The organism is Criblamydia sequanensis CRIB-18, assembly GCF_000750955.1.
In the GTDB taxonomy this organism is placed as follows: Bacteria; Chlamydiota; Chlamydiia; order Chlamydiales; family Criblamydiaceae; genus Criblamydia; species Criblamydia sequanensis.
Genome location: NZ_CCEJ010000005.1, coordinates 89,974 through 114,225 on the forward strand (window position 1 = coordinate 89,974; position 24,252 = coordinate 114,225).

12 protein-coding genes are annotated in these 24,252 nt (G+C 38.8%); 6 read left to right on the forward strand and 6 right to left on the reverse strand.

Annotation, left to right across the window (positions count from 1 at the left end):
• Window positions 1–38: 38 nt before the first annotated feature.
• From CSEC_RS06420 to CSEC_RS06445, 5 genes are all read left to right on the forward strand, one after another.
• Window positions 39–9,227: a DUF3638 domain-containing protein gene (locus CSEC_RS06420; RefSeq protein WP_041017629.1), complete on the forward strand. Its 9,189-nt coding sequence runs from the start codon at window positions 39–41 to the stop codon at window positions 9,225–9,227.
• Window positions 9,228–9,736: 509 nt separating this feature from the next.
• Window positions 9,737–10,903, forward strand: a complete 1,167-nt coding sequence (locus CSEC_RS06430) for an efflux RND transporter periplasmic adaptor subunit (RefSeq protein WP_053331847.1) — start codon at window positions 9,737–9,739, stop codon at window positions 10,901–10,903.
• Window positions 10,900–14,004, forward strand: coding sequence for an efflux RND transporter permease subunit (locus CSEC_RS06435; protein WP_041017631.1), 3,105 nt, complete (start codon window positions 10,900–10,902; stop codon window positions 14,002–14,004). The genes CSEC_RS06430 and CSEC_RS06435 overlap by 4 nt, the downstream gene beginning before the upstream one ends.
• 88 nt (window positions 14,005–14,092) lie before the next feature.
• Window positions 14,093–15,457, forward strand: coding sequence for an efflux transporter outer membrane subunit (locus CSEC_RS06440; RefSeq protein WP_161780970.1), 1,365 nt, complete (start codon window positions 14,093–14,095; stop codon window positions 15,455–15,457).
• Window positions 15,458–15,620: 163 nt separating this feature from the next.
• Window positions 15,621–17,411, forward strand: coding sequence for a glycosyltransferase family protein (locus tag CSEC_RS06445; protein ID WP_041017633.1), 1,791 nt, complete (start codon window positions 15,621–15,623; stop codon window positions 17,409–17,411).
• A 35-nt stretch (window positions 17,412–17,446) separates the two neighbouring features.
• On the opposite strand, the gene CSEC_RS06450 is transcribed toward CSEC_RS06445, so the two are convergent.
• From CSEC_RS06450 to CSEC_RS06470, 5 genes are all read right to left on the reverse strand, one after another.
• Window positions 17,447–18,160, reverse strand: a complete 714-nt coding sequence (locus CSEC_RS06450; protein ID WP_041017634.1) for an NUDIX domain-containing protein — start codon at window positions 18,158–18,160, stop codon at window positions 17,447–17,449.
• Entirely contained in the window at window positions 18,153–18,809 is a 657-nt protein-coding gene (locus CSEC_RS06455) for an HAD family hydrolase (RefSeq protein WP_041017635.1), read from the reverse strand. Before CSEC_RS06455 ends, CSEC_RS06450 begins: the two co-directional genes overlap by 8 nt.
• Window positions 18,796–20,346, reverse strand: coding sequence for a GNAT family N-acetyltransferase (locus tag CSEC_RS06460; protein ID WP_079977997.1), 1,551 nt, complete (start codon window positions 20,344–20,346; stop codon window positions 18,796–18,798). The genes CSEC_RS06455 and CSEC_RS06460 overlap by 14 nt, the downstream gene beginning before the upstream one ends.
• The gene (locus CSEC_RS06465) at window positions 20,346–21,086 is read right to left on the reverse strand and encodes a cytidylyltransferase domain-containing protein (RefSeq protein WP_041017636.1); all 741 of its coding nucleotides are present in this window, start codon (window positions 21,084–21,086) and stop codon (window positions 20,346–20,348) included. The genes CSEC_RS06460 and CSEC_RS06465 overlap by 1 nt, the downstream gene beginning before the upstream one ends.
• Window positions 21,087–21,294: 208 nt before the next feature.
• Window positions 21,295–21,543: a hypothetical protein gene (locus tag CSEC_RS06470; RefSeq protein ID WP_041017637.1), complete on the reverse strand. Its 249-nt coding sequence runs from the start codon at window positions 21,541–21,543 to the stop codon at window positions 21,295–21,297.
• Between the two features lie 147 nt (window positions 21,544–21,690).
• On the opposite strand from CSEC_RS06470, the gene dinB reads away from it, so the two are divergent.
• On the forward strand, window positions 21,691–22,758 hold the full coding sequence (gene dinB, locus CSEC_RS06475) for a DNA polymerase IV (RefSeq protein WP_041017638.1): 1,068 nt from the start codon (window positions 21,691–21,693) through the stop codon (window positions 22,756–22,758).
• On the opposite strand, the gene CSEC_RS06480 is transcribed toward dinB, so the two are convergent.
• Window positions 22,736–24,238, reverse strand: a complete 1,503-nt coding sequence (locus CSEC_RS06480) for a leucyl aminopeptidase (RefSeq protein WP_053331848.1) — start codon at window positions 24,236–24,238, stop codon at window positions 22,736–22,738. The genes dinB and CSEC_RS06480 overlap by 23 nt on opposite strands.
• Between the last annotated feature and the right edge of the window lie 14 nt (window positions 24,239–24,252).

Genomic DNA, 24,252 nt, shown 5'->3' on the forward strand with positions numbered 1-24,252 from the left:
AATTATCTATATTTTCCCTTTTTTATTCAGGAGAATTTATGAGGCTAGATCGCTCCGGCATGGAGAGACTTATCAACCTCTCAAATGAATTAAACTCAAAAGAATTTGCTGAACTAAAGGAAAAAGATAAAAAAATCATAGCTTTAGTTAAAGAAGCTTTGGAAAATGGGGCCCCCACAATTGATCTTGATAGTAGTAAAGACCCTGATCATTTTATAAAATCCTTTGAGTCAAAAGTTCAATACATCAAAAAAACGCCTCGAAATAAGGATCTTTTGTCCCGCTTGGAAAAGTTTGCTGAAACGAATCTCTCTTCTGGCCAAGAAAGAAAATCACAAGACGATAAAGAAAAAGTAACCGCCTCCCCTACCCTTTATGATACTGCTGAAGCTATAACCCATGATTATGAGGATGAAAGCCAAAGATTCTATCAAAACATTTATGAAAACAACTTTGATCCCGGGGAAAAAGAATTCGATTATGATTCCGGCGATGACAGAGGGTTTAGAGAAGCTCTAACTTTAGATAAAGATTTCATCTTAAGTCCAATTGATAGAGAAAGCGGCAAGGCAGAGTTCTACGAAAAATTGTCAAAAGGGAGCTATTCTAACTTCCAGGTTCTGAAAAATAATTATTACGAACAAGAAGCTTCAAGGCCTATACCTCAAGTGGATGCCAAGCTTTTTGCACACATACATGCTGATGAATTCGGAGCTCCTTCTAAATATGAAGGTAATTCAGACGCTACCCCTCTTAAATTTGTGACTGATTTTCTTTTGTCCGAAAAAGAGAAAGGAGGTTCAGTTTATGGACTTTCTTCTGAGGATTTGGAACTTCTTCAAAACACAATTTATGACGGTATTGGCTCAAATATTGATGTAATGGCGATGACTAAAGCGTTGTCACAAGGCAAACCTTTTCTCATTTTAGGAGGGTGGAAAGACGCTAAGGGCGGACATGCTATCTATTACGAACTTATCCCGGAAAAAGACGGAACCCTTAGCTTTCGAATTTATAACCTAGGAGCCGGCGCTGATTATGCTTCTCAAACTCATGGAAATCCAATCGTTGAGTGGAGAGGCATTAGCCGTGATAAATTTTTAGCTGCCGAAATCATTAAAGAACATCTTTCGCTAACACATATTGGAGAAGATCAAACCCCTACCCATTTTGATGCAAATGATGTCTATAAAGGACTTTTTACTTATTTAGAGCCCAAAGAAGTTGCGGTTGTTTCTCCAAAAGTCGATCGCCCCCTAAAATTGCAAAGAGCCGGCCTATGTACATATCGGTCTCTTTTGGCTTTTTTAAGCAGCCGTATGAGTGACAATGATTTTAAAAGATTAAAGATAGATCTAAAAATTAAATCCTTAAGTGAATTTCAAAAAAAATTAGAAAAAGAGGGGGCTACTTTTAGCGAAAAACAGCTTCTGCAAAAATCCATTCGCAAATTAAGCCGCTCGCTCATTCGCTTAAGAAAGGAAGGGATAGTTGATGATCAATACTTAGAAGCCTCCTTAAACTTAATTGAAAGAAGCGTCTACACTTATTATGGAGAAATAAAAGAGCCAAGAGCCCCTATATCAGAAGAAAAAGGGTATGAAATTGCAACTTTGAGGTCCCTCCCAACCCCAAGTTTAATGACCGAAATAAAAGATGATGAAGCAGTTTCTCCTAAATTTTTATTCCGGCAAATAAAGGAACTAGACCTTAAGGACCCTAAAGCACTTGCAAAAATTGAGGACCTTAGAAAAAAAGCTATGGAGGCTTGGGAAAAGGGTTTCAATCATGAACCTCACCTTTTTTTTGAGGAACTCATTCGTTCAGTCCCGGATGAGGTTTGGCTAGGGGATGGAATTTCTGAAACGGAATGCCAGGAAAGAATCCTTCTTCTTAATCAAATTCTTAAAGACTACTTTAAAACGTGTTTTACAACACCTGTTGGCAGCGCTATCTCACCTGAAAAAATATTTGTCCTGTACAAAACGTTCTTTTTGCAAAAAGAACTCGTCAGACAATTTAATCCCAAGTTAATCGAGGAACTATCCTTCTCTATGCCCTTTAGGTCTCAGGTAGACACATTATTTTTTATGAAATTAACAAGCGATGAAAGAAAGGCTCTGAAACACTACCAAAAAAGTGCCTTGTTTGAAGGTGCCACAAGAAATGCCCCGGGAAATTACTATAAAGAAAGAGGGGATGGGTCCCTTATGTATGACTATAGTGTGCCTTGCCGGGGAAACGGTTTTGCTATATTCGGCTTCGATTTAAAGTATAGCAGGAAAAAAAATAACACTTTTGAAGATTTTGTCATTAGTCATTTTCCTGATGTTTTAGCTAAAGAAAAAAAGACGCATAAAAACTACTCTATTTTTGATATATCTAAACAAGAGGGTTTATTAATAGGAAGCGCTCATTTTCCGGACTGGTTTAAAGCCTTGCGTGAAAATTTTCTTTATTCTTCATTTATGTTGTACGAGCCCTTAATTTATCATCCTGACCTTGATAGAACAATACCTGTAGAGTTTTCCTTTACTCATATAGACAACACTAAAAATATCGGTTCAGAAAACTACCTTCTATTGTCCAATCTTTGGAATCAGCCTTTTATGCTTACAACAGGTAGAGTTGAAAGCTCTCATTATCTTCCGGCACCTCAAAAGAACAAAGCTAAATCGACCCTTAGAATGCTCGGTTTTTTGAATGTGCACTCCGAAAAAAAATTACTTAATGTGCAAACCGATTACAATGTTAGTCGCACATTAAAAAATTCTCCCGATTCCTCTAGAGCTCATCTTGAACTGATTCAGCGTCTCGGCTACGCAACCCTTGGTAAAAATGTTTCTTCCATTTCCCTTTTAGAACTATTTACCGAATCTCCCGAATTAATGAGCGATCCCGATATGCAAATATTTTTTCAAAAAATCTTCTTAATGCAGGAGCCTTTATTTAACGATCCAGTATTTGCAAGTCGATTTTCCGCTTTTTTTGAAAGAATGCAAGCAAGAGCCTTAGAAGATAACCAAATACAGCCCTATGTATTTATGTGCTGCATGAAGAGGTATCAAGATTCATTTGTCGGAGAAAATAGAATTCAAGAAGAGCTAAGCGACTTAAGAGGACTTCTTAACAAGGTCGGCCTTGATAATGAAAGTAAAAAAGCTATCTATGCCGAAATGATCGGTTGTTTTAATGAACTCGAAACATTAACAGATCAAGATATAGAAGACCTTGTGATCGCAGAAATGTTTCTAAAACAACACCCCCTTCCAAAAGAGCAGCTTTCCTTTTACCAAAAGAAAGAACTGGAAGACTGCTTTTGGAAGAAGTCTTTTGAAGTTAAGGAGTATTTAACGAAACTGCCGAGAGAAAAACTTAATCTTTTTTGCAATCGTCTTGCAAATATCTTAGACCCTGGCTTTGAAGGCAGTGAATGGAAAATGATTTTAGATCCAATAGATGAAAGACCCCTATTTTCTTCATCATCCGGCGAAAGCATTGATGTTTTCAAAAAACAGTTGAGAGTAAAACAAACCCTTTTGTTGCAAAACATCCCTGAAACCATCCTGGCTAGAGAGGAATTTAAGGCGCTTTTCCCAAATGTCAAAGAAGGAAAATTTTTGGAAGACGGGTCTTTTCACTTCAGGGATAGCGAAGGAAATAAGGTTGCGGTTTCAATTAAAGATGACCGTTTGATTGTTGAAAAACAATTTTTTGGAAGAGTTCCTTATGTTTTAGTCCCGAAAGATACTTTCCTAACTGTTTCTAATGGAAAAATCCTTCCTAATCTTCATAGCTTAAGCCTTATTGAAGATTTCGATATGTGGATTAATGAGTCAGTTGCGGGCGTCTCAGCTTTAATTCTAACGGATAAAAAAACAAAAGAGCCAATTTACTACACAGAAATTTTTAGAAGCAGAAGCGATCCGAAAAATTTCGAGATAGATATGAGAATACCTCTTGTTCGCATCAAAGATGGGGCTCATCTTTTTAAAGCTAGAGGCTATTACGCAAACTTTGAAGACCCTTTATACACCCATGAAATTTATACAAAGGATAATAAATATGAGATTGAATTTCCGAGGTATGGGCTAACTTTTAAAACAAGAGAGCCAGGCGATAAGCTGTACTCGGATCAGTTCGAAGGTTTTTACATCTATGAAGGTTTCGGTCTCGATTCAATCGCACCTTATGAACATTATTTGGCTTTAAGAAATGACCGTGGCGAAATTAAATTAATTATGCCTTTCCATCATGCATTTACGACCCCTGAAGAGGCAAAAGATGTCTTTGAAATTAGATATTCCCTCAATTTAAATAGCGATCTTGAAAACCCAAAAAAACAAACTTGTTATGTGTACGATTTAGTTAATGGAACTCCTCAAGCTAAATCAAGAACGGCTCTTCTTTATTTAGCTGAGGTCTATCTTTTAAATCAAAAATATAACGAAGCACATGCCCTTTTAAATCGCTATGGAAGGAAATTAAGTGCTTTCACAAAAAAAGAAAGGACCATCTTAGAGAAGATAGCTTTAATGGATACTGTTACCGGCAACAAAGAAGGAGACGCCATCGGCATCCAACTTTTGGCAGCTCATTTATTAGTTAAAAATAACCTTGCTTTTCCAAAAAAACATAAGGGTCCGAATGCAGTTTCACTTCTTTCCGAGAATTATAGAAATTATTTGAAATCTAGAAAAAATTCTACGTTTGTACAATTAAAAAAAGAAGAAGAAAAGGAAATAAGGCGGATTCTTCAATATAGAGACCCAAGAGGGGCATCCACTGATGCTATTCAAGCTTCGGAAAAGATCAACAAAATTACAGATAGCATTAATTTTATGGGAGAATGGATGCAATTTCGTCAAATGAAGCAAAGACCTCCTGATGCTGACTTCCCAATTACAAGAGCCTTTATGCACAGGCAAAAATTAAACTTTTTTGAAGCCTATAGAATTGCTAAAGACATAACACCCGAAGGTATTGCCGGAAGAGAGCGGTTAAGAGCTGCAATTACTTATGCTAAAGCTATGCCCGAGTTTGCAGATCCATCAAATCAGCCCGATAAGGTTTTAATATTAGAACAAGTTTTATTAGCCCCTGAGCTCTATCCTGATTTCTCTGAAGAAAAGTTTGTTTACGAAGAGGGTGATAAAATCGTTGAGATTACAAACCATCTTCTAAAAGAAAAAGGATCCTCTTTGGAGCCGGTTCTTGAAGACGTAGTGAAAGGTGAAGTTAAATCTGAAGTTTACGAAAAGAGAAAATCTATTCCCGATAGAGAAGTAGAATTACCGCCTCTAAGCGCTCAAGATAGGCGCACTATTCTATCTTCCTGGAAAAAAGAGCTCTCACCCCCTTCAAAAGAATTTTCTATTGATTTTGATCCCGAAGATCATTCAATACCTGTTCCTGATAAAGGGAAAGATAAAAAATCACTTTTGGACACACTCTTTGAATTTTACGATATTTTTAGCAAGGGGACAGAAAAAAGGCTGGAATCGCCCTTAATACAATCTGAGGTTGTAAGACTTAAAAAGGATTTAAGTGAATTTGCAAGGAACTCTCAAGAAATTCAAAAAGAAATTCTTATAGAGAGTGTGCCGGATCTTAAAAAGGAAATAGCAAATAAAAAAGAAAACGCAAGTCTAGATCAGATGTGGCTTGAAAAAGATCTTGTAGATAGGGCGAATAGAGTCCCTGAAACCCAAGATAAAGATCTTCTTCATCGTCTAATGAGGACAGGAGGTCTTCTAAGACCCCTCACTTTGCAAGATATCCTGACAAATTTTGCTAAGGGGTCTCCTGAAGATTTAATGGCCTTAAATCCGGCTCTTACAAAAGAAGATATTAAAGATCTTTACGTCCTCGCTCATAAATACCTTGAGCAAGGAGTCGCTTTAAATAAAATGAACCGTGTACAGAGCTTAATTGAGACAATAGAAGAGAGTGTTTCTAAGGGAAAATCCCCGAGTTTTCTCCTTCAAAATTTATATCAGGAATTAACTCAAAAACCTCATTTCAATAGCATAGAGCGTCCCGCATTCCTAGCTTTTGAATACTTTGCAGATATTTCTTTAAGAGAAAATCAAGTCCGGATTATAGAAAAATTCATTAAAGGGGATCTTGAAAGCGCAAATCAAATAGCGGAGCTCATTATGAACTCCGGAAAATCAGCCGTATGCATGCCGATTTTAGGATTTATGCGGGCCGATGGAAAAAATATATCCATTTTAATTGCTTCTCCTTCCCTTTTTCCGAGGTTGAGCGAAGAGATCGACCCCGCTTTATATCATGCTTATTCTATGGGATTACGGACTTTCCAGTTTGATAGGGACACCAAATTTGATAAACTTACCTTAAAAAATATTTTGAGCGAGTTAAAAACAATTCAGAAAAACCGTGACTGCTTGATTATGACAAGCAAAAGCTTTCATTGCCTTCTCCTAAAATATATAGAAAAAGCGAGTGAGCATTATACTGCCCATCCTCCTCAAACGATGCCTTCAAAAGAACTTTTGCTTATGGGTGAAATTTTGACCCTTTTATCAAATGAAGGCGTCCCCTTGCTTGATGAAGCGGATACGCTCCTTAGCATCCTTCATGAAGTTTCCTTTAGCCTCGGCGAAAAAACTATGCTGGATCGGACTCAAATAGAAGTTTTGGGTATGATTTTTAAAGAACTTTATTTTAACCCCGATATCACTAAATTGGCGAATATTGAAACGGGTATTACGACAACGGAAGGCGCTCCTGCTTTAACAGAAGAAATTTATCATTCCGAAATAAAAGAAAAATTGGCAGGTGCTTTTCTAGAAGCTCTTAAAAGCTTTTCATCACCTGACTTAAGTCTTCAAGATAAAGTACGAAGCCGTTTTATTAATTTGAGCGAAGAAGATAAAAAATTAATGGCGGCATATCTTGTAAGAGATAAGCTTAAAATTAAAGAAGCTGAAGAAGCTTACCTAAAAGAAGACAAAGCCATACGAAATATTTTGGCCACAGCGGGTCTTGAAATCTCTTCTCTTTTACCGCACACTTTAACCCGTGGATTAAATGAAAACTATGGCCTTAACAAGGAAGGCGGCGGCACAATCGCTATACCTTTTAAGGGCTCGCAAACGCCAAACGTTGGTTCCCAGTTTGCCAGCACCTCTATTATGGTTAACTACACTTTTCAAATTTATGCTAAAGAGGAAATACCCTCTTATATCATAGAAAATGAAATCAAGCGCTTGCAAGTTGCGGCACGAAAAGAAATGGAAGAAACAAGTAAAAAACTACAGGAAGTCGATGCCTGGAAAAAATTTAATACTCTTAAAGGCGATCTCAATCTCTCTTTATTTAACCTCAACTCTTATCAAATCGATAAAATCGTTCAGCAGGTTAATAAGGATCCTGAAATAAGGTTGAGAGTCGCAAAAGAGTTAATACTTCCGGAACAAGAAGTTTATCTGAAAAAATTAAATTCAAACGCTATGACCCTAGCCTCCTTTTTAAATCGAATATCAGGTTTCACAGGAACGCTCTATAACGCCGCCAGTATGCATAGAAAGATCAAACCAGAAGCAACTCTTGGCACTGACTCCTCCACCATTTCACTTCTTTGGCAAAATAGTTTTAATGCCGTAATTCAACCTGACGGTAAATCAGCGGAAGAACTTCGAAATGAGCTTCCCATCGAAACAGACATGGTCATAGATGCCGGGGGATATTTCAAAGACCTTGACAATGAAGCGAATGCTCAAAAGCTCTTTTTTAAGTACCAAAAGCCTGTTGCCTATTTCGATAAAGAAGGCTCTCTTGTCGTTTATACGGATAAAGGCATTTTACCATTTGATGAAGCTGAATTAAAAAAACAAGACCGTGTCACTTTCCTTGACCAAGTCTATACAACAGGCAGTAATGTCTTGCAACACGAAGATGCGATAGGGGTTCTCACAGTTGGCAGCGAAATGATGCTTAGGGACCTTTTGCAATCGGCCTGGAGATTAAGAGGGCTTGATAAAGGCCAAAAAATACGCTTTTATGTGGATGGCAGAACCTCTCAAATTATCTATGAAACGTTAAGCCTCCCAAAAAAGACCGAACTTAACTTTTCTCATATTCTAGCCTTTTGCATCCTCAACCAAGCAAAAAGACAGGGAAAGGATAACGAAAAAGGGTTCTATTTGGAGCTTAATGAAATCAAGCAAAAGCTTCTTTTGGACATTCTTTTGGATCCTAAGATTGCAGAAACTGATAAGAGATTAGCAGTCGATGCCCTTTGCTCTTCCTGGATCAAAGAAGATTCAGCAGATGCCGATGATCAATATGGTAAATTACCCAGTGAAATCGACTCTAACCAATTGATTGAAGAAGAAGCTGAAAAACTAATTTTAGTGCTTAAATCTATTCCAGGCAGCGAAAATGCCATTAAGGAAGTCTCAAAAGTCAAAGAACATTATATTGACAAGCTTCTCAAAAAGATTTTAACGCATGGAAGCGTCGAATCCTCGACCATGGAGCAGGAACAGCAAAAAATATCCGAGCTAGAATCGGATAAGCAAGTGGAGTTTTTCGAAGGTAAATCAGAAATTGAGTTCGCCGAAGTCCAATTTAATAATGAGTTTAAAGAGACTGCTTTTGACCCCGATAGCGTTGGAATCACTTTTGTAAGAAGACGGGATGCTTCGCATGACACTCCTGTTTTCCCGCTCTCTAATTACTTTGAACATTTCGAAGAATTAAAACCTTACGCTAAAGATTTTAAAGACATCTCCATTAGCATTAATATGCTGAGCTACCCTGAGAAAGAGAAAAAACTTGAAAGGGAGGAATTTCAGTTTTTCGGACCTTATAGAACACAAATTCACTACATCTATCTGGATGAGAAGGAAGGCAAATTTATCCTTATAAGCAATAAACATGCGGATGCCCTAATTAAAGAAAATCCGGATTTTATCTATAATCTCGGTCTTGGGTACCTTGATCCCGCCAAAAAAATTTCAAAAGAAGCTTTGATTAAAGTTGTAAAAACTAAATTTCTTGCAGGAATATCTTCTTATACGCCTGAAGAGCGAAAAATTCTAAAGGAATGGCTCATTGAATCTGGCGTTGAACGTATGGAAAAATTCTTTCTGACTTTTTCTCTTGAAGGCAATGCTACAAGACAAGAAGCTTATATGCAAAGCGGTCTCAAACGACTATTCCATGAAATCAGATCAGAGGAAAAAGTTAATGTTTAGCTAGGTCAATGAATAAAACGTTTTTAAATAAAGCTTGATTACTCTCATATGAAAAAATTAATAATCTTATAAAGTTATTGAGAACAGAAATTCTTGCCAGATGGTATTTAAGCCATTTCTTTGAAGAGAAAAAATTCCCCCAACTTTCATTGGAATCAAACTTGAACAGGAACATTAAAAAAACTTTTCTCGAACTCAAAGGGGAAAGAGAAACTCTAAAATTCTCTCACCGCATTCTATTTTTAAAAAAATTCATTTACTCTTTCTAAAATATTTAAAAGATGCTACATACCGATATTTAAGCGTGTCTTAAAAAAAACAACTAGACTTCTTTTACGTCCGGCTTTGATTAAAAAATGGGCTGGTTTTATGCAATTTTTTTGATGAATTTTGAAAGCATGGGAGAGCCTATGCTTGAATAATTTAGGAAAAAAGATGCCAATTTCAGCTATTTTAACTATTGATTGGGTTCAAAAGAAGTCTATTAATTAAATGGCTCAAAACTAATTATGTTTGCATCAAAACAAAGCCTTACGCTTTTTACTCTTATTATCTTGCTGACTTCTTGTAAAAAAGAAGAAGTGAAAGTTCAACCAAAACCTGTTGCCGTCACAGCCCTGAAAATAGAAACTAAAACCATCCCTGCTGAATATAGGAGCATGGGGGTTGTCTTAAGTTCCCACCTTGTCGATATCCGATCCCAGGTCGAAGGCCAGTTAGAAAAAATTGCCTATAAAGAAGGCGATTATGTCAAAAGAGGAACCCTCCTTTTTATTATCGATCAACGCCCGTTTATTGCAGCGGTTGAAAACGCAAAAGCGGAAGTCGCAAGACAAGAGGCCATTCTTTGGGATGCTCAAAAAACTTATGAAAGAATCGCTCCCCTTTTTGAACAAAAAGCCGCATCAAGAAGAGATTATGAAAATGCTTATGCAAGGCAGCTTGAATCGGAAGCTGCTGTCTTAGCCGCAAAAGCCAAATTGGATGAAGCGGTCGTTAATTTAGGCTATACCGTTATTAGATCTCCCGTAGATGGCTTAACGACACAATCCAATTATCGAGAAGGTGCTCTCATACATGTTCAAAGCACACAACCTTTGACGACGGTTTCAGTTGTAGACCCGGCTTGGATTCAATTTACAATTTCAGAAGGGGATGTGCTTCGAATCAATGAGGATGTCGCTCAAAAAAGACTTATTCTCCCCGATAGTGAAGATTATAAAGTGGAAGTGACGCTTGCCGATGGTTCCATTTATCCGGAAAAAGGTGAATTTTATTTTACTTCCCCTATTTACGATATGAAAACAGGCACTCTTCTTTTAAGGGCCACTATCGCGAACCCCTCTTTAATTCTTCGTCCCGGGCAATTTGTTCGCGCCAATGTTTCGGGCGCTCTTAGACCTAATGCCATAACCGTTCCTCAAAGAGCTGTTACGCAGAGCCAGCAAGGCGCTTTTGTTTTTATCATAAATGATGAGCAAAAAGCGGATATTCGTTATGTCGAATTAGGGTCTTGGTATAAAGAGGACTGGATTATTAATGCAGGACTTCAAAAGGGGGATGTTATTGTAGTGGATGGCATCAATAAAATACGAAAAGGAACCCCGGTTACCGTTATTCCTGATAAAAACTCCAATGATTCAAAAAACGATTCTAAGGAAAAAACGGATAAATGATTTCACGTTTTTTTATTGAGCATCCTATCTTTGCAACCGTCATTTCAATCCTGATAGTGATTTTAGGAATCGTCTCTCTTTTACGTCTTCCGATCGAACAGTATCCGAATATCACCCCTCCGCAGATTCAGGTAACAGCCACTTATCCGGGAGCTGATGCTGCAACTGTCGCGCAAAGCATTGCAGCGCCTTTGGAAGAGCAGATCAATGGGGTCGAAAATATGATCTACATGTATTCCCAAAGCTCATCGCAAGGGAATATGTCTTTAAGCGTTTTTTTTGATATCGGGGCTAATGCCGACATGGCTCAAGTCAATGTGCAAAATAGAGTTGATTTGGCCATGCCGCAAATCCCGGTTGAAGTGCAAAGGCTTGGAGTGAATGTTCAAAAGCAATCTACGAACATTCTTCTTGTTGTAGCCATGCAATCTGAAGATCCAAGGTATGATGATATTTATGTAAGCAACTATGCCACAATAAACGTGGTTGATGAAATATTAAGAATTCCGGGCGTTAGCAATGCAAACGTTGTGAATGCAAGGGATTATTCCATGAGAATCTGGCTTCGCCCGGATAAAATGGCGCAGCTTGGATTTACGACGACGGATATCTTAACGGCTATTCGAGAGCAAAACTCAGAGTTTGGGGTTGGGGTGATCGGTCAGCCCCCTATGTCTGGAAAAATCCCTTTAACTATCCCTGTTCGGGCTACGGGAAAACTTGTAACCGTTGAAGATTTTGAAAATATTATTATTAGAGCGGAACCTGACGGCGCCATCGTCTATGTTAAAGATATCGGCTCGGTTGAGCTTGGCGCTCAAAACTACGATGTCGGCGGACGCTTAAATGATAAGGAAGCCTCTCTAATCGCAGTTTATTTGCAATATGGCTCTAATGCTTTAAGTGTCGCTGAAAAAGTGAAAGCCCGTATGAAGGAGCTTGAGCTGAATTTTCCGGCCGGGATTGTGTATAGCATTCCCTATGACACGACTCTTTTTGTCTATCGATCCATTAATGAAGTCTTTATTACGCTTTTGGAAGCGGCGGTTCTTGTCGCTCTTGTCGTCTTCATATTTTTACAAAACCCGAGAGCCACACTCATTCCGATTGTTGCCATGATCGTTTCTATTGTAGGCACGTTTACCGGCATGTATGTCCTTGGATTTTCAATTAATACCCTCACTCTTTTCGGACTTATTTTAGCCGTCGGTATTGTGGTGGATGATGCGATCGTCGTGATAGAAAACGTGGAGAGAAATATAAGAGAGCATGGCATCCCCCCTTTAGAGGCTGCAAAAATTGCCATGGATGAAGTCACAGGGCCGATCATTGCGACAAGCATTGTCCTTTGCGCGGTTTTTGTACCGGTGGCGTTTATTGGAGGGATAGCGGGACAGCTCTATCAGCAATTTGCCGTAACTATTGCAGTTTCAGTTATTATTTCAACCATTGTGGCTTTGACATTAAGTCCGGCTCTTGCGGCCCTATTACTTAAAAAAAATGAAAACCCTTCCAAATTTGCCGTTTATTTCAATAGAGGATTCGATGCTTTTAGGAACTCGTATTTGAAAGCCGCTCGTTTTATTTTAGATCACGCCAAATCTGCCCTTCTTTTCTTTTTGGGCTGCATTGCCCTTCTTGTCTATCTATGGACTATTGTTCCCTCAAGCTTTGTCCCTCAAGAAGACCAAGGGTATCTTATCAATATGATCACTATGCCGGATGCCTCAAGTTTAAGCAGAACTACGGATTTCGATTCAAAAGTTGCTCAAACAGCCCTAAAAGATGAGGGCGTCAAAAATGTGGTGTCACTTATAGGCTATAGTCTTTTAGATGGACTTAACATGACTTACCTTAGCACCGATTTTTTTACTCTTGAGGATTGGGATAAAAGAAAAACAAAAGAGCTTCAGGCCTCTGCCATTCAGCAAAGGTTAAATCATCAATTTTCCGATTTTCCGGAAGGGCGTGTGGCCGTCTTTAACCCTCCTGCCATTCAAGGAATTGGCGTTGTCGGCGGTTTTGAATTTTGGCTTGAAAATAGAGGGAATTTCAGTCTTGACGAATTAGAAAATTATACGGCCGATTTTATAGCAAAAGCAAGTGAAAGACCGGAGCTTTCAGGGCTCACAACCACTTTTAAAACGGACAACTTGCAATTTTTTGTCGATTTGGACCGAAGTAAAGCTAAAACATTAGCGGTTGATATCGGGGATGTTTATCAAACCCTTCAAGTACTGCTTGGCTCTTATTATATCAATGATTTCTATAAATATGGCCGCGTCTTTAAAGTGACCGCACAAGCAGACCCAAGTTTTCGATCGACCCTTTCAGATTTTGGCGAAATGTATGTCAGGGCGAAAGACGGGAATATGGTCCCTTTGAAATCTTTAATCCGTATCAATTTTGTCAAAGGAAGCAATATTGTAAGCCGCTTCAACGGTTTTTTTGCGACAAGGATCAATGGAAGCGCCTCTCAAGGGTATAGCTCAGGCCAAGCCATGACCGCTATGGAAGAAGTTGCAAGGGAGGTTTTGCCTCAAGGGTTTACTTTTTCTTGGGGCGGCGAATCCTATCAGGAAAAGACAACCGGCGGAACAACTTACCAGACTATGCTTGGAGGCCTTCTCGTTGTCTATCTAATTTTGTCAGCACTTTATGAACGATGGTCTTACCCGCTCGTTATTATAATTGGCGTTCCCTTTGGAATTTTAGGGGCAATTTTAGCTATTTGGCTTCGCGGGATTTCTAATGACGTTTATTTTCAGGTGGGACTTGTCACCCTCATCGCCCTTGTAGCTAAAAACGCGATCCTCATTGTTGAATTTGCCCTAATGAGACGAAAAGAAGGAAAGAAAATATTTGATTCGACAATCGATGCCGCCGGAATGCGTTTTAGAGCCATTTTAATGACCTCTCTAACGTTTATTTTAGGGGTTTGGCCTCTTGTTGTCAGTCAAGGCGCCGGCGCCATGAGCCGCCATTCTGTTGGGACAGGTGTTATGGGGGGAATGATTGTCGCCACTTTTTTTGGAGTTTTGTTTACTCCCCTCTTTTATAAGCTAATTGCGCAAATGACGGAAAAAGATAATGAGAATTAATATAAGCTCCTTATTTTATTTGTTATTCCTGGCTTTTTTTTTAACGTCTTGTTTCCCAAGATCGTATTGTCCTCCAAAGTGCTTTGAAATGCCTGAAAATTGGAAGGAAGAGGAGGTCGATAATGATGAAGCGATTAATTTAACCTGGTGGGATCTTTTTGAAGACCCCGTTTTAAGCGGCTATATCAATGAAGCTTTAGCTTATAATCAAGATTTAAAAGAAGCTGTGGCCCGTGTAAAAGAATTTTTCGGTAAAATGATTGTTGCTAGAGCCCCTCTCTATCCTCAGGTTTCCTTTAACGGCTCGGCGACCAAACAAGAAATTTCAATCGCTTCTGAATTTTTATCCCAGGACATCAACCCTGATGTTACGCCTGTCGCTTCTTTTGAAAGAATCTTTGACACCTTCCAAATTTACTTATCCGCCTCCTATCAACTTGATATCTGGGGAAAGCTTGAGAGTCATGCCAAAGCATCTTTTTATGATCTTTTACGGGAAAATGAAGTGAAAAGGACTGTATTGATCACGGTTGTGACCTCTGTTGCATCATCCTACATTCACCTAAGACAGCTAGATGAACAAGTAGCCATAGCTATGAAAACCTTCGAATCTAGAAAAGAATCCTTCCGCCTTGCCACCCTTCGCTTTGAAGGCGGTCTTACCTCGGAGCTTGAAGTCAAGCAATCGGAATCTGAAGTTGAATCGGCAGAAGCAAGCTTAATTGCCCTTCAAATTGATCAAGCAAGAGAAGAGAATCTATTAAGCATATTAATTGGAAGACCGCCGGATCATCTGCAAAGAGGTTTTAGGCTATCTGAACTATCCAAACCCTTCGATATCCCTGTCGGTTTGCCTTGCGAGCTTATCAGATCAAGACCGGACATAAGAGCTGCTGAAAATGCCCTTCGCGTGGCTAATTTGGAAGTTGATGTAGCAAGACTTGCTTTTATGCCGGGTTTTGCACTAACCGGGTTATTTGGCTTTGAAAGCTCTCAACTTAAAGATCTAATCACAGCGCCTGCCAGGTTTTGGGAGTATGGGATAGCTCTGATACAACCTGTTTTTTCAGGGAAGGAGCTGAGCGGAAAACTTTATGAAGCCAGGTCGATATTTCTTGAAACCTGCTTTCACTACTATCAAACAATATTAATTGGATTAAAAGAAGTGGAAGATGCGCTTGTCAGCCATCGAAAATTTATTGAGCTGACGAATGTGCAAAAACAAAGAGTCAAAGTTTTAGGCGAATATCTAGCTCTTGCAAGGCTTCGCTATGAAGAAGGCCAGACTGATTACCTCAACGTCTTAGATGCCGAGCGTCAACTTTTTTCTGCAGAACTGGAATACGTCTCTGCTGAAAGCAATCAATTCCTATCCCTCATCAATCTCTATAAAGCCCTTGGTGGCGGCTGGGTGATTGATGCCGAGCGTAAAATGCTTCCTTTGTGCAACTAATAAGCATCTTATTAATTTAAATTATTTTATTTATTTAATAAGATTTTTTGAAGACATTTATAAAAAACGAACATTTAATTTAACTTTAATTAATTTAAAAGAAATAGAATCAATAAATTAATCATTATTTAGATTTTTATTTATTATCGACACGGAGGTCGAAATGTCATCTATTCAAAGTAATCACCGTTTAGCCACTTTAGGCCGCGATCATTATCTCATTACACCTCAAAACGGTGTCCTTCAATTGCATGGGTTCAAATCCGCTTTCGCAAAAGAACTCTCAGACAAGCTAATGGACCCCGAGCGCGGAGCTTTTATTGCGCAAAAATTTGAAGAGATTATCCTTTCGAAGGCTCTCCTTTCTTATAATGCTGACACACTCCATGAATGGAAAGAAGCTTTAAAATACTATGCTTCTCTTCTTGGCAATGATTCCGATTACATGGAAAAAACGTTTAAAGAAAAATCGCACCCGCTTGTTCAGACCTTCATACAAAATTCCCCTGAAGTTGCAAAAGCCTTTTTTGACGCGATAGCTGAGCGTGAAATTGCGCTTAATGCTTCCATGGGCAATAAATCCAAGGAAGTGGTTATTCTCACTTCATCTTCAGGCGGCGGACATATTACAACCGCTAATGCCGTTAAAGAAATGGTCGAAAAAAAGGGCTTTAAAGCCGTTATTTTAAACCAGGATGAATTAGATAAAGAAAATGACCCTTTATTAAAAGCCGGCGTAACCTATAAGGGCGAGCCGATCACTATGGCAGAAGTTTATAACCGCGTATTCCAGCAGGACAATAATCTAGAAGAAGCCAATAAACTATGGGGCCTTGGCAATGAAATTGCAGCTTTCGTTCCGAGCCGTCAGATGGAAAATGTGGCTAAAAGGATCAGAGCGATTAACCCCGCTATGATTTTATCTGTAGCGACCCACCACCAAGAGCACGCCTCTTTAGCTAATATGACAGGTATCAAACTCAATTACGTCCACACGGACTTTGATTTTAATAATGCCCTATTGCCAATTGTTGACAAAGTGGATGCGCAGAGGATTAACTTTTGGGTCAATAGCAATGATGACCAGATACTGGAAGGAAAAAAACTCGGCAGCTACGAGGTACCTTTAAAGCCTTTGAAGGAAAGAAACATCATCAAAGTTTGCGGCTATCCGGTAAGGCCAAGTTTCGTAAGGGAAGAGGACCCGGGAAAGATTGCTGAAATTAAAGGCAAAAAAGGAATCGATCCAAATAGAAAAGTCGCGCTCCTTTCCATGGGACGACAAGGGATTAAAGAACACATTCTTAAGTACCTTAACTTGCTATTAAAGGAAAAAGACAAATTGACATCGCCTCTTGAACTTGTTGTTATTGCAGGGAAAAACGAAGAGCTTAAAAAAGAACTCGATGAGTTTATCAAAAGCCATGACTCCGAATTAAAAGACCGTTTGCACATAAAAGTAGAAGGGTTTGTGGATGAAAAAGACATGGCCGATTATTACAAAATAGCTTCTGTGATCAACTCAAAACCTGGGGGAGCAGCTTCCGCTGAATGCGCGGAAATGGGTCTTCCAATGCTTGCTGTTGACCCGCATCCATGGGAAGTGCCGAACTTAAAATACCTTGAACGACATGGTTTAGCTGAAGCTCTCAGAAGTGAAGACAGTTATGTTGAGCAATTAAATGGCTTGATTGAAAAAAAAGAGAAAGGAATCTCTTTTAAGGCCATGCCTTGGAAAGAAGCTCTTTCATCGCTTATCGATCAAGACCTGCCAAAAGCTGCTGTTAAAGCTAAGCAAGTTGTAAAAGCTAAATCTCCAAATCAAAGCCAAAGGGTGGCTTTTCAAGCGCTTATGCAGCTTATTGCAAAGATGCAGCAGGAGATTTATACCACTCTTTATTCGGCCCCAGAAAAGCTATTTAATATGCACCCAACGCTATTTCTGAAAGTCTAAATCTTCTTTTCTATAGAAGGTTTTTTTAAAACCTTCTATAGATTTTCTTGCCATCTTTTCCAAAGAAAAAGCGATAAAGGAACATAATTTTCCTTATGCTGTAGAATATGCTCAAAAACCTCTTCCTTGCTAAGCCAAAGCAGCTTTTCATATTCTTTATCAGGTTCCCACTTTTCTACGTTGGATAGTTCAGGTTTTAAAAAAATGAGTCCGCAAAATTCAAAAATGTCTCTTTTGGTGTCATGAACCAAAATCCACCTATCAATATACTTTACATGATCTTTTGAAATTTCAGTCTCTTCCACAAGCTCTTTTAGAAGAGCTTTCTCAAAATCAATCCTTCCGTTTTCTTTTATGGCGCTAAAATCGACAGTGCCGGAAGGGGCAAATTCGTAGTAGGACGGATAGGTTGAAAGGTGGGTCGCTCTTTTACCTATGAGAACTTTTTTATTCGAAACAGTAAGTCCGCTTACACTAACCGGTCTAATATGAAGCAAGTGTCTTAGCTTCTCATCATGGTTTTGAGCTAAAAGAAACTTATACTCAGTTGTAGCAAGGGTAATTTGAGATAGATTGGCAGAGATAAACTGCAAAATCTTGCCGTTAAATAAATGACCTTCCCTTTTTTGGAATTCTTCCTGCCAAATCGCTTCCACCCTTAGAAGAGCTGACTCTGGAAAGCTAAGCTCTTCATTTTCAACAATTGCCTCAAAAGGACCAGGAAGAACATAAATTTCAAATTCAGCCATAATTTTCCTGAAAAAAAAGTAAAGCCTCTTTCCACCGATTAAAAAAAAGGGGCGGGCGGCTTAAACTAATACTAGCTTTTTCAAGAAAAATCAACCAGACCTGAATGTCGGCTTTATCAGCAGAAAGAGCTCCAAGCAAAGAATCCTCGATAGCAATGGTTTCGCTTGGATTTAAATTCATTAGCCTTAACGTATTAATATAAATATCCGGGTTAGGCTTACTTTTTTTAACACTCTCCCCGCTAACAACCAAGTCGAAAAGGGCAAAATCAGGATGGGAGGATAGAAAGCTGTCTAAAATTTTATTTGGAGCTGAGCTTACAAGAGCTAATTTTAAACCCTTTTTTTTTAAAGCCTGCAGGAACTCCAAAGCTCCCTCATGAGGCTTTAATTCCTTATATCTTTCAATGAGATCCGTTTCATACTCAAGGTATAAATTTTCAAGGGTTTCTTCCATAGAATATTTATTTTTAAGGATTAGCAAAATCTCCTTTAAAGAAGGCCCCTTTAGCTCATTAAACTCATCAAGGCTTGGTCTGAGTTTTCTTTTTTTTAAAAAGGAATCATAGGCGTCATAAAGAAGGGGCAGACTGTTCGCAACCGTCCCGTCAAAATCTAAGAGAAATGCTTTAAGGTTAGAAGTCCCCATGCCGTATGCCGTCTCCTATCCGGATCTCTCTTTTAGCTTTTTTCCCCTCTAGTTTTTCAAGGAAACGAGGGTGGATCCCTTGAGGCTTATTTCCGGGTCTAAGAATAGCAATATTTTCCCCTTCTTTAAAAAGGCTTCCCTGAGCGATATTTTGAATCGCTTGAATGCCTCTTTTTGCAAAACGTCTTAGCTCTTCTTCAGAAGGATGAATGCTTTTATAGCCGCTCCCCTTCATTTTTTCAGCTTCCCTTATGGCTTGGACCATCGACTTCAATTCGATTGGATTTAAAGAAAAGGCATGGTCCGGACCTTTAAGGGTTTTATCCAAAGTAAAATGCTTCTCAATCACTTTTCCGCCAAGAGAAACGGCCATGACGGGCGCTAGAATCGGGTGTAAGCTATGATCAGAAAGCCCTGCATCCACTTTAAAACGTTTTTTCAACCATGTAATCGCAGATAAATTCATGCTGTCGCTTGGAGCCGGGTAGGAAGCTGTGCATTGCAAAAGCGTCAGATGGCTTCCTTTATAAGAGAAAAATAAGCGAACCGCCCAGGCGATTTCTTCTTCTGTTGCAGCACCGGTTGATAGAATAAGCGGTTTATGCGATTCTGCAGCTAATTGAATCAAATGGGGATGGCCTATCTCATAGGAAGCTATTTTATGCCGTTTGACAAAAGGGTCTATGGCTTTAAAATCTTCAATAGAAAAAGGGGTCGACATCCATTCTATGTTCATGCTTTTTGCATAACCGGAAAGCGTCTCTATCATTTCATAAGGCATTGAAAGTTCATCAAATAGGTCTTGAATATCGGCAACGACCCCCGACTTTGATAGGTATTTACTTTTTCCGGCATTTTCGACATAAGTTGTTTTTGATCTAAACGTTTGAAATTTAACAGCATTGGCACCAGACTCTCTTGCGGTTTCAATCATTTTTTTAGCGGTTTCAAGATTCTCTTTTGAAGAGCCGACCTTCCAGTTAGAACCAGCTTCTGCTATAATAAAGACAGGGTCTCCGTGAATTTTAGATAAGCGAAAAACAAATTGTCGCACCGGAACAATTTCACTTGTATCTTCAATAAATTTATTTTTTTCTTCTAATTCTTCATAGCCTGCTTTTAAAAAGGCTTTTGCGGACCTTAAATTTTCTTTTTTAACCTCAGCTACAATCTCATTAAAGCCTGTATTTTGTATCCAAGGGATAATCTCAACCAAAGCTCTTGTCCCAATGCCATACCCTCTAAATTTAGGGGCGATTACAATGGAAATTTCAATCGCTTTTGAATTCTTGGCTAATAGCCCCTCGCATCTTTTAAAAGAGATAAAACCTGCATATTCACCGTCGATAGAAATGAAAAGAGGAGGCAATTCAGGGAGGGTAAAGTACTCTTTAAATTCATTTTTAAAATCGGATTTTTCTTTCTTTTCCTGATGAAAAGACATTCTGAGAGCTTCATCATCATTTCTTAAGAGAAAAACGGCATCCCGATGCTCCTCAATCGGTCTTACAATTTCAAAATGAACCTTTTTATCCATTAACCGATTTCCTTTTGCCGGATGTGTTGATTGATAAGCAGCCAATCAGGATTTGCGGCGAGCAAATAAATGATATCTTCCAGTCGAAAATGAGGCTTCACCGGATAAAGCGCTTCAATAATTTTCGTGACAAGACGAAGGTCTTCTTTAGTATCTACTGTTAAACGAAGATAAGAATAGTCAACGGGGTTAATAACATTTTTAATCGTAAATTCGCTTGGGTGTCTAAGCATGCCAAGAGTAACATGCTCTTTCTCTTCAATAGATGCGCCAAGGCTTGACTTTTCAAGAGCTTCAAAAGAAAAAACCTCAACATCAAGCCCCCTTGGAAAAGACCTCGTCAAAGTATTTGAGATAAAATCAAAGGGAGGATTGACATTTAAAAAAAGAGAGACAATTTTATCGACAATCTCAGGATCAATTAAGGGACAGTCGGATGTGATTCTCACAATAACATCTACACCAAAGGCTCTAGCCGCTTTTAAATAGCGATCCAAAACATTTTCCTCGCTTCCGATAAAATAGGGAATTTTCTCGGCTTTACAAAAGTCGACAATCGCCCTATCCTTTGGATTTTCAGTGGTTGCTATAATGATTTGGGATAAAGTTTTAGCTTCCTTTAATCTTGAAACAACATAGAAAAGAAGAGGGTTATCCAAAATAGGAAGCATTACTTTTTGAGGAAGTCTTGTCGAACCCATACGCGCTTGAACAATAGCTGCGACTTTTTGTTTTTCCATTTTTAATCCAAGTGAGTGTAACACGGGAAGGCAAGCTTTCCAAAACTTTTAGAAAAACACAGGAATGAGAGCAAAATCAAGAAAAAAATTTTTTGAAAAAAATGCCTTGCAGCAAAGGCACTAGCCAGGGGGGCTTTTACCAAATCGCTTTAATCAAACGATGTTTTCCGTTTGCATAAAGCAATAAAAACTGCTGCAAGGCAAGTGTTTAAGAGGGGATAACCATTGTCTTTTTAGGTCTTGGTTTTCCAAGCTCAGCCATTGTTTTACGCTTCCACCCTTCGGCAGTTAACAAGCGTCCCTTTTTAGCTTCATCTTTAGATTTAGGCTTTTCTGACTTCGTTATCGTTTTTGAAGCAGCACTTTTCTTAATGACTTTTTGGGCAGCTGACGGTTTTTTAGATTCTTTTGAATCGGATAAACCGGAAGATTTGCTCATTTGCTTTTTTACAGCCATTCTTCCTCTCCTCCTTGAGTTTTTAGAAGCTTCCTAAGAAGAAACTTCACCTTTTACTTTTCTTTAAGCAAAGAATGTGCCAATAATAAGTATTCATCTATTTTTTTTAAATAACTTAGTTTGTTTGCTTTATATAAATAATTTTTTATGAAGAGAATTATACTCCATATCGACATGGATGCCTTTTTTGCTAGCATCGAAATTGCGGAAAATCCTCACTTAAAAGGACTTCCGATAATCGTCGGAGGAAACCCCGATAGGAGGGGGGTGGTTTCTACCTGTTCGTATGAAGCGAGAGTTTACGGAGTGCACTCGGCGATGCCTCTTCATGAGGCAAAAAAATTATGTCCCAAGGCCATTTTTATCACCGGAAATTATTCCCTTTATAAGAATTACTCCGAAAAAATTATGAAAATCTTAACAAAAGTATGCCCTATCGTTGAAATAGTTAGCATTGATGAAGCTTATCTTGATTTTACAAATTTTGTGGATGAGGAGCATATCCTGGAAATAGGCCAAGAGATAAAGAATCAGATTTTTTACAAAACGGGGCTCACTTCCTCTATCGGGATTGGCTCTTGCAAACTGATTTCAAAAATGGCTTCTTCTTTCCAAAAGCCAAATGGCCTTTTACAAATTAAATCAGGCCTGGAAGTGGAGTTTCTAAAACCCCTTGATATCGGGAAGCTTCCGGGCGTTGGTACAAAAACAGAAGAGCATCTTAGGAAGAAAGGTTTTTTTAAAATTTCAGATTTGCAGGAAGCTTCTCTTGAAAAGTTGATCGATTTAATGGGAGTTTCGAGAGGTTACTACCTTCATAAGGCTTGCTTGGGACGCGATCCAAGGGTCGTTGAAGGGGAAAAAAGGTCTCCTAAATCTATTGGCAAAGAAGAGACTTTCGATAAAGACATCGCCGATATTTTGCTTCTCCAAGAGGTCCTTGAGAATCAGCTTAAAGCTATTTTTGAAAAAGCAAAAGAAAGGAAATTACGTTTTAAAGGGTTTTCTATAAAAATCAGACACCCTGATTTTAAAACATTTACAAAGTCATATACGTTTAAAAATTTCACTCAGAACTATCATGAGTTAAGAAAAGCTGTATTTTCTCTTTTTGAGTCGTTTTATTCCGGCTCCCCCCCGCTTCGTCTTTTAGGAGTAAGCCTTGAAAACTTAAGCGACGGTTATTGGCAGCCTACTTTTTGGGACGATCTTTAGGTTTCGCTTGCAAAAGCTTAAGGTATTCAATAAGAAGCCTGACCCCTACCCCTGTAGCGCCTTTTGTGCAATATTTCCCCGGTTTCGGCAGAAAAGCGGTTCCTGCTATATCAAGATGCGCCCAAGGAGTATCTTGAACAAACTCTTTCAAAAATAAAGCCGCTGTAATAGAGCTTCCGAGCCTGCCTCCGGAATTGCTTATATCGGCGATGTCCGATTTTAAAAGTTCCCGCCATTCCGGATAAATGGGAAGGGGCCAAACACGCTCAAAGGTATTTTCTCCGGCTTTTATAAGAGCTTTTGAAAGGGTCTCATCATTAGACATCATCCCTGAAACTTCATGTCCAAAAGTAACGAGGATAGCCCCTGTTAATGTGGCAAGGTCAATAAGACGGGTAATCGGGTATTTCTTTTTCACATAAGAGATAGCATCTGCAAGGATAAGGCGGCCTTCCGCATCCGTATTGGTTATTTCTACCGTTTTCTCTGAAAAACTTTTATAAACATCGCCCGGCTTATAGCTTAAGGAATCAATAGCATTTTCAGCGGTTGGTATGGCCGCAATTAAATTTACTTTTAATTTTAAATCCTTAGCCGCAATTAATGCGCCTAAAACTGCCGCGGCGCCGGACATATCCGCTTTTTGGGTTTCTATCGATCCTGAAGGCTTTAAATTAAGCCCGCCTGTATCAAAGGTGACTCCTTTGCCAACAAGAGCTATCAAATCCTTGGATTTAGGATCCCCGATATATTCCCCTAAGATAAGCTTTGGCTCTTCCTTAGCGCCTCTTCCAACAGCAAGTAAAAGCCCCATTTTTTCTTTCTCAAGCTCTTTTTTGTCAAGAACTGAAACCCGTAAATTCCCTTTTGAAAAAGATTTAGCTGTTTTGGCAAGGTAAGAGGGCGTGACTAAATCCGCATTTCCATTAGCAAGATCTCTTGCTAAAAAGACCGATTTAATCACGACTATGATTTCTTCTACCGATTTTTTAGAAACGCCAAAATCTAGAAGAGTCAAACGGTATTCCTTTGCAGTCTCTTCCTTTTTCAAAGAAAATTGGTAAGAGGAAAGCAAAAAACCTTCTAAAAAAGCTTCTAGAAGCTTTTCTCTTCTAATTTCCTTCAAATGGAAATTGGGAACAAGAACCTGAAACCACTTTTTTGAAGCTAAGAATCTTTCCAAACTTCCGAAAACTCGACGAATCGTCTCAAGAGAGACCTTTTCAATCTCACCTAAGCCTAAAAGAAGAACTCTCTCAAAAGGCCCCTTCATCGGGTAAAAGAAAGAAATCTCGCTTTCTTTTGCTTGAAAATCCCCTAAGCTTGCAAGGTGGTCTATCTCCTTAAACGAAAAATCTGAAAATAAGGGAACCGCTTTTTTCTGAACGATAGCAAAAGGGAGAATGAGAACCCCTTTATAGGATTTATTTTTTACAAAATCCGAAAGAGCGATGTGAGGTTCTCTTCTAAGAAAATTCATCTTTGCTACCTATA

Coding starts and splice junctions, on each gene's coding strand:
- CSEC_RS06480 (WP_053331848.1), bottom strand. CDS start 24,238: ATGAATTTTCTTAGAAGAGAACCTCACATCGCTCTTTCGGATTTTGTA.
- dinB (WP_041017638.1), top strand. CDS start 21,691: ATGAAGAGAATTATACTCCATATCGACATGGATGCCTTTTTTGCTAGC.
- CSEC_RS06470 (WP_041017637.1), bottom strand. CDS start 21,543: ATGGCTGTAAAAAAGCAAATGAGCAAATCTTCCGGTTTATCCGATTCA.
- CSEC_RS06455 (WP_041017635.1), bottom strand. CDS start 18,809: ATGGGGACTTCTAACCTTAAAGCATTTCTCTTAGATTTTGACGGGACG.
- CSEC_RS06420 (WP_041017629.1), top strand. CDS start 39: ATGAGGCTAGATCGCTCCGGCATGGAGAGACTTATCAACCTCTCAAAT.
- CSEC_RS06465 (WP_041017636.1), bottom strand. CDS start 21,086: ATGGAAAAACAAAAAGTCGCAGCTATTGTTCAAGCGCGTATGGGTTCG.
- CSEC_RS06445 (WP_041017633.1), top strand. CDS start 15,621: ATGTCATCTATTCAAAGTAATCACCGTTTAGCCACTTTAGGCCGCGAT.
- CSEC_RS06440 (WP_161780970.1), top strand. CDS start 14,093: ATGCCTGAAAATTGGAAGGAAGAGGAGGTCGATAATGATGAAGCGATT.
- CSEC_RS06430 (WP_053331847.1), top strand. CDS start 9,737: ATGTTTGCATCAAAACAAAGCCTTACGCTTTTTACTCTTATTATCTTG.
- CSEC_RS06460 (WP_079977997.1), bottom strand. CDS start 20,346: ATGGATAAAAAGGTTCATTTTGAAATTGTAAGACCGATTGAGGAGCAT.
- CSEC_RS06450 (WP_041017634.1), bottom strand. CDS start 18,160: ATGGCTGAATTTGAAATTTATGTTCTTCCTGGTCCTTTTGAGGCAATT.
- CSEC_RS06435 (WP_041017631.1), top strand. CDS start 10,900: ATGATTTCACGTTTTTTTATTGAGCATCCTATCTTTGCAACCGTCATT.